Below are 6,000 nucleotides of genomic sequence, written 5' to 3'. Positions count from 1 at the left end.
CAAAACCCCGTAGAGCAGCCCCCATTTGATGTTGGGCAGCGTCACATGCCAGAAGGTCTGCCAGCCGGATGCGCCCAAGGACAGTGCTGCCTCCTCGTCGCTACTGCCCTGTTCCTGCATCAGCGGGATCAGCTCGCGGGCAACGAAGGGGAAGGTGACGAAGACGGTGGCGAGCACCAGGCCCGGCACGGCAAAGAGGATCTGGATGCCATGGCTCTGCAGCCACGGCCCGAGGAAACTGTGCGAGCCGAACAGAAGCACGAAGACAAGGCCGGAGATAACAGGCGAGACCGAGAACGGCAGGTCGATCAGCGTCGTCAGGAAGGCCTTGCCCTTGAACTCGAACTTGGCGATCGCCCAGGCGGCGGCAACCCCGAAGACGAGGTTGAGCGGCACGGCGATGGCCGCGACGATCAGCGTCAGGCGGATGGCGGAAAAAGTCTCGGCGTCGCCAAGGGCGGAGACGAATTCGCCCAGACCCTTGCGCAGCGCCTCGGTGAAGACGGCGGCAAGCGGCAGAAGCAGAAACAGCGCGACGAAGGCGAGTGCTGCGATCGTCAACGTCAGCCTCGCAAAGCGGCTTTCCGAGGTGGCGGCCGCCAGTTCCGGCAAGGCCGGCTGGGGTGCGGCGGTGGCCGGACTGAGGCCGGTGGCCGGGCTGGCGGTCAGGTCATGCGACATAGACATATCTCCGCCGGCTCCAGGCCTGGATCGAGTTGATGAGGAGCAGCATGGAGAAGGAGATCACCAGCATGACCGCGGCGATTGCCGTGGCGGCCGGATAGTTGAACTCTTCGAGCCGGATGACGATCAGCAGCGGCGCGATCTCGGAGATGTAGGGCAGGTTGCCGGCAATGAAGATCACCGAGCCGTATTCGCCGACGCCACGGGCAAAGGCGAGCGCAAAGCCGGTGAGGCTGGCCGGCAGCAGACCCGGCAGAAGCACCCGGCTGATCGTCTGGAAGCGGCTGGCGCCGAGCGTGGCTGCGGCCTCTTCCACCTCCTTGTCGATCTCTTCCATGATCGGCTGCACGGTCCTGACGACAAAGGGCAGGCCGACGAAGATGAGCGCGATGACGATGCCGGCGGGGGTGAAGGCGACCTTCAGCCCGAGCGGCTCGATGAACTGGCCGATCCAGCCGTTCGGGGCGTAAAGCGTCGTCAGCGCAATGCCGGCAACGGCCGTCGGCAGTGCAAACGGCAGGTCGACCATGGCGTCGATCACCCGCTTGCCGGGGAAGCGATAACGCACCAGCACCCAGGCGAGGATGACGCCGAAGACAAGATTGATCACGGCGGCGACAAAGGCCGTGCCGAAAGAGATCTTTAGGGCGTTGAGCGTGCGCTGATCGAGCGCCAGCTCGAAGAACTTGGTCCAGCCGAGCCCGCTTGCGCGAAACACCAGTCCCGACAACGGGATCAAGACGATCAGAACCAGCCAGCTCAGCGTGATCCCGAGCGACAAACCAAATCCAGGCAAAATACTCGGCTGGCGAAACCGCCAGCGGTTCCCACTGCGTCGCTCCGTCAACTTCCCGTCACCTCATAAGCCCTGCGGCCGCTTGGCGACCGCGTATCCCCTCTTCCAAACCGATCTTCAAATCGCCGGTTGGCCGGCTTGTTCAAACGCCGGTGTATTTCGGCGCCAAACTACCAATTTCATGGGCTCCAACAACGCAAAATTTTGACGCGTGCGCGGCCCACAGGGAAACTGATTTCGCTTTTGGGCCGTGTCGAAAGAAACACTCTTCTCCGAATATTGTTCCATGTTGTTTGCCTAAAATACAGGCGCGAGTTCGGAGGCTGAAAAAAGTTATGCTATAGAATTTATAGATATTGGACGTTCCTTGCTTACGCACGGTGCCCGGCTCTCCCATAATCCTGCGATGAATCGGGCGGAAAAACCCCCGCCCAACTTTGAGGCGTCCTCGCAAACGGTTGAAGTCATGGCAAAAACGCTCATCCTCCCAGGGCTCTTTGGATCGGGGTCGGGCCATTGGCAACGCCACTGGCTTGACGATCATCCGCAAGCTGTCCTGGTCGAGCAATCTGATTGGGACCGACCGAATCTCGAAAGCTGGCGCGACAACCTCGAACGGGAGATCCTGCGCTATGGAACCGTCGACCTGGTCGCGCATAGTCTCGGGTGCCTGCTCGTTGCCAGTCTGGCGCGGCGACCGCTCGCCCGGCATGTCCGCAGCGCCCTGCTTGTCGCGCCGTGTGACCTCGGCGCGACCGACCGGCTGCACCCGGGCGCAGTCGACTTCGGCCATATGCCCGAACTGCCGTTGCCTTTTTCGAGCCTCGTCGTCGGCAGTCTCAACGATCCCTACATGCCCTTTGACCGTCTGCGCCATTTCTCGACGCGTTGGGGAAGCCGGCTCGTTGACCTTGGCCACGCCGGCCATATCAACATCGCCAGCGGATTTGGACGATGGTCGCACGGCTATGACCTGTTGAGGGTGCTGAACGGGATTGCGCGTCGAGAACCGCTGATGCAATCGAGTGACCGGCCGGAACGGTTGCCTTTGCCGGGCGGCGTTGCCTGATCGTATTGCACGGCGAAGTGAGGCGAGAAGCGGTGATTTAACACTCCCCTTGATGTCGAGGCAGTTTCGCGCTCTAATAGCGCACTAAGTTTATAGAGTATGCCGTCTAGGGATGACCATGCGCCAGGGTGCCAGGCCAACCAGGATAACGGATACGGGCTCGACCGTTGAAGCGGTCGGCGTTAGGTTCTCCCGACCCCGCAAACTTAGCGCAGATCACGGCTTGCGCACGGGCGGGCGTCGATGCCTTGCAATGCGGTCTGTATCTGCGTTGACGACCGAAACAGCCATGCATTTCAAACTCTGCCGGTTGGAGCCGGCCATAGGAGAGTGCAGATGACTGTCCATGGATTGTTCGCCAGCGTTTCCTCGATAGAAGCGGGTGCAAGAGCCAAACCACATATCGCCATTATCGGCCGTGGATTTTCGGGCGTGATGATGGCGATCGCGCTGATGAAGTCGGTGCGAACCGCATTCCATGTCCATCTCTTCGATCCGCAGCCAACGATCAGCGGCGGACAGGTGTTGGCGGCGGCGCAAAGCGGCGAGATCCTCAACAGTCGTGTCCGCGACCTCTCTGTTGCCGCGGGCCAGCCGGAAGACTTCAACGACTGGCTATCTGCCAACGCCGAATTTCGGGCGGCGGTTTCTGCGGCCATCCCTGGTTTCCAGCAGATTTTCGTGCCGAAGAGCATTTTCAGCGACTACGTCTATCAGCGTTTCTCCGAGGCGCTGACGCGCCGGCCTGACATTTCGATGCAGCTTTCCTGCCAGGCCGTACTTGGGGTTCGCAAACAGGCGAACGGGCGCTTCTGCGTGCTGCAGGAGGGCGCGGCGGTCGAATGCGATGCCGTTGTGCTGGCGACCGGTTTCGGCCTGCGCCGGGGCGAGATGCAGGTTGCCGAAGACGAGAAGCCCCTGGTGCGCGCTCGCCGCCTTGCCGTGCCGCGCCATACGGTGCTGCTTGGCAGTGGCGTGCGGGTCGTTGATCGACTGCTGCAGCTTCGCGACAACGGCTTTGCCGGTGAGATCACCATTCTTTCGCGACACGGCTTCCTGCCCCAGCCGCACACGCGTCTGGCTGCCGCGCCCACCTTCCCAGTCGAGCCGATGCCGACGCGACTGGGCGAGATTGTCCAATTTGTCCGGCATGCCTGCGCGGAGGCCGAGGCTGCAGGGCTTGGCTGGCAAGCGGCCATGAATGGTTTGCGGCGGCGCGCACGGTCCCTGTGGCAGGCGTTGCCTCAGGAGGAAAAGCAGCGGTTCAACCGGCATCTGCGATCAATCTACGACAGTCATCGCAACCGGCTGCCGGCAGCTCTGCATCTGCGTCTGCAGCAGGAGCTTGCAGGCGAGCGGACGGTCTTGCGAAAGGGCTGGGCGGGGCGTCGTCGCCCGGAAGGGCTGATGGTCCGCTGGGCCGGCGAACGCGAAGAAAGCCTGCTTCAAGCCGATCAGGTGATCGATTGTCGCTGTTCGGCGCCCGACCTCGATGCGCCGTTGATGCAAAGCCTCTTTGCCGGCGGCCTTGCCGAGCCCGACGAACTCGGCCTCGGCATTGCGGTCAGTCCGGCTGGAGAGGTTCTGACGGACGGACAGCCCACGCGCAATCTCTACGCGATCGGGCCGCTAGGCGTGGGCAGCCTGCCGGACATCGACCTAGTGCCCGAGATCGTGACGCAGACCTATGCGACCGCAAGGCTGATCGCGACCCGGCATCGGGTAACGCTGAAGACCGGTTGACGGATTTCCGTCAGCGTCGCGTCGACCACGGCACCAGCCAACGCTCGAGCAGGCGCGCCGTCATTTCGAAGACGAACGCGACGGCCGCGATCACGATGATCCCGGCGATCACCACATCCGTCACCAGAAACTGCGCGGCCGACTGGATCATGAAACCGAGCCCGCGTGTCGCCGCCACCAGTTCGGCGGCGACCAGCGTCGACCAACCCGCTCCGAGCGCGATACGGGTTCCCGTCAGGATCGAGGGCAGGGCGCTCGGCAGGATGACGTGGCGCAAGACTTGCTGCCGTGAGGCGCCGAATGCGCGCGCCGCATTGATATGGTCTGCCGAGGCGGACCTGACACCCGTCGCCGTCGACAGGATAATGGGCGGAAGCATCGCCAGCGCGATGACCGCGATCTTCGACGCTTCGCCGATGCCGAGCCAGATGATCACCAGCGGGAGATAGGCAAGCGGCGGCAGAGGGCGCAGGAACTCGACGATCGGATCGAGAATGCCCTTGCCGAGACGGCTCGTCCCGATCGCAAGACCGGCGGGCACGCCAAGGGCGATTGCAACCGTCAAACCACCGAAAATCCTGAGAAGACTGGCGAGCGCGTGCTGGGTCAGCGTCGCATCGACAAAGCCGGTGATGAGAAGGCCTTGCAGCGCATGAAAGACGGCGAGCGGCGAGGGGAGAAACAATGGCGACACAAGTCCATAGCTGGCGGCAAGGCTCCATAGAAAGAGCAGAGCGGCGATGGTGGCCAGCGATATCCATACAAGCGGCACCGGGGCGCGCGGCCGATCGATTTTTTCGCGGCTAGCGACGCCACGGGGTTCGGGCAGCGCAGATGCGGAGCTCTCCAGAGAAAGGCTCATGCGGCAATCCCTTCGTCTTCAGCATGGATGAGCGCGGTCAACTCGTCATGCAGGCGGTGGAACGCGTGGGACTTGCGGATTTCGGACAGCGGCGTCCCCGCGAGGTGATCGCGACCGAATGCCGTCGTGATTTCGTTGATAATCCGGCCGGGACCGGGTGCAAGCACAACCACGCGGGTCGCAAGCAGCAGCGCTTCCTCGACGCTATGGGTGATCAGCAGCGCGCCGACGCCGTTCGCCTGCCAGATGTCGAGGATAAAGCCCTGCATCCGGCTACGTGTCAGCGCATCAAGCGCGCCAAGCGGCTCGTCCATCAACAGGAACTTCGGGTCGGAGGCGAGCGCTCTGGCGATGCCCACCCGCTGGCGCATGCCGCCGGAAAGTTCCCAGACGGGTCTGTCCGCCGCCTCGGGCAGGCCGACGCTGAAAAGCAGCTCGCGCGCACGTTCGAGCCGACTTTGCCTGGGCACGCCGCGCAGTCGCAGCGGAAACGCGACGTTTTCGAGCGCGGTCAGCCACGGATAGAGCGCATCATCCTGAAAGACCACGGCGCGATCAGATCCGGGTCCCGAGACCGGTGTACCGTTGATCGCAATATGACCGCTGGTCGGAGCCACGAAGCCTGCCGCGAGATTGAGGAGGCTGGTCTTGCCCGATCCGGAACGACCGATGACGACGACGAACTCGTCGCGCGCGAGCGTCAGGTCGATTGCGGCGAGCACCGGCACGGCGCCGCTTTCTTTGGCCGCATAACGCAGCGTTACGTTTTCGAGGGAGAGAACGGACATGCGGATTTTCCTGGCCAGACGACGCGTGGCACACGCCCGACCTTGAGCCGGGCGAGTG

The 6,000-nt window shown here is 63.0% G+C and carries 6 protein-coding genes; 2 read left to right on the top strand and 4 right to left on the bottom strand.

Translation table 11 applies throughout. From position 1 onward, the window contains the following. Both VGO04_RS29215 and cysT read right to left on the bottom strand, forming a co-directional pair. On the bottom strand, nucleotides 1–681 hold a 681-nt coding region (locus VGO04_RS29215; RefSeq protein ID WP_327499459.1), incomplete at its 3' end, for a sulfate ABC transporter permease. Continuing rightward, the gene (gene cysT / locus VGO04_RS29210; RefSeq protein WP_327499458.1) at nucleotides 671–1,531 is read right to left on the bottom strand and encodes a sulfate ABC transporter permease subunit CysT; all 861 of its coding nucleotides are present in this window, start codon (nucleotides 1,529–1,531) and stop codon (nucleotides 671–673) included. The genes VGO04_RS29215 and cysT, both read right to left, overlap by 11 nt. A 415-nt stretch (nucleotides 1,532–1,946) precedes the next feature. Between cysT and VGO04_RS29205 the strand changes: the two genes are divergently transcribed. Next, nucleotides 1,947–2,549, top strand: coding sequence for an RBBP9/YdeN family alpha/beta hydrolase (locus VGO04_RS29205; protein WP_327499457.1), 603 nt, complete (start codon nucleotides 1,947–1,949; stop codon nucleotides 2,547–2,549). 336 nt (nucleotides 2,550–2,885) lie between these two features. Then, a complete protein-coding gene (locus VGO04_RS29200) occupies nucleotides 2,886–4,292 on the top strand; it encodes an FAD/NAD(P)-binding protein (protein WP_327499456.1) in 1,407 nt (468 codons plus the stop codon). 10 nt (nucleotides 4,293–4,302) lie between these two features. Here VGO04_RS29200 and VGO04_RS29195 read toward each other — a convergent pair whose 3' ends face one another. Further along, on the bottom strand, nucleotides 4,303–5,154 hold the full coding sequence (locus tag VGO04_RS29195; protein WP_327499455.1) for an ABC transporter permease subunit: 852 nt from the start codon (nucleotides 5,152–5,154) through the stop codon (nucleotides 4,303–4,305). Continuing rightward, nucleotides 5,151–5,942, bottom strand: coding sequence for an ABC transporter ATP-binding protein (locus VGO04_RS29190; protein ID WP_327499454.1), 792 nt, complete (start codon nucleotides 5,940–5,942; stop codon nucleotides 5,151–5,153). The genes VGO04_RS29195 and VGO04_RS29190 overlap by 4 nt, the downstream gene beginning before the upstream one ends. Nucleotides 5,943–6,000 lie beyond the last annotated feature (58 nt).

The sequence above is a fragment of the Ensifer sp. genome (assembly GCF_035999185.1).
In the GTDB taxonomy this organism is placed as follows: domain Bacteria; phylum Pseudomonadota; class Alphaproteobacteria; order Rhizobiales; family Rhizobiaceae; genus Ensifer.
This window is presented reverse-complemented; position numbering and strand designations above follow the sequence as displayed.

Excerpts from the sequence above, each read along its gene's own strand:
- VGO04_RS29190 (WP_327499454.1), bottom strand. The coding sequence starts at position 5,942 with ATGTCCGTTCTCTCCCTCGAAAACGTAACGCTGCGTTATGCGGCCAAA.
- VGO04_RS29205 (WP_327499457.1), top strand. The coding sequence starts at position 1,947 with ATGGCAAAAACGCTCATCCTCCCAGGGCTCTTTGGATCGGGGTCGGGC.
- VGO04_RS29200 (WP_327499456.1), top strand. The coding sequence starts at position 2,886 with ATGACTGTCCATGGATTGTTCGCCAGCGTTTCCTCGATAGAAGCGGGT.
- VGO04_RS29195 (WP_327499455.1), bottom strand. The coding sequence starts at position 5,154 with ATGAGCCTTTCTCTGGAGAGCTCCGCATCTGCGCTGCCCGAACCCCGT.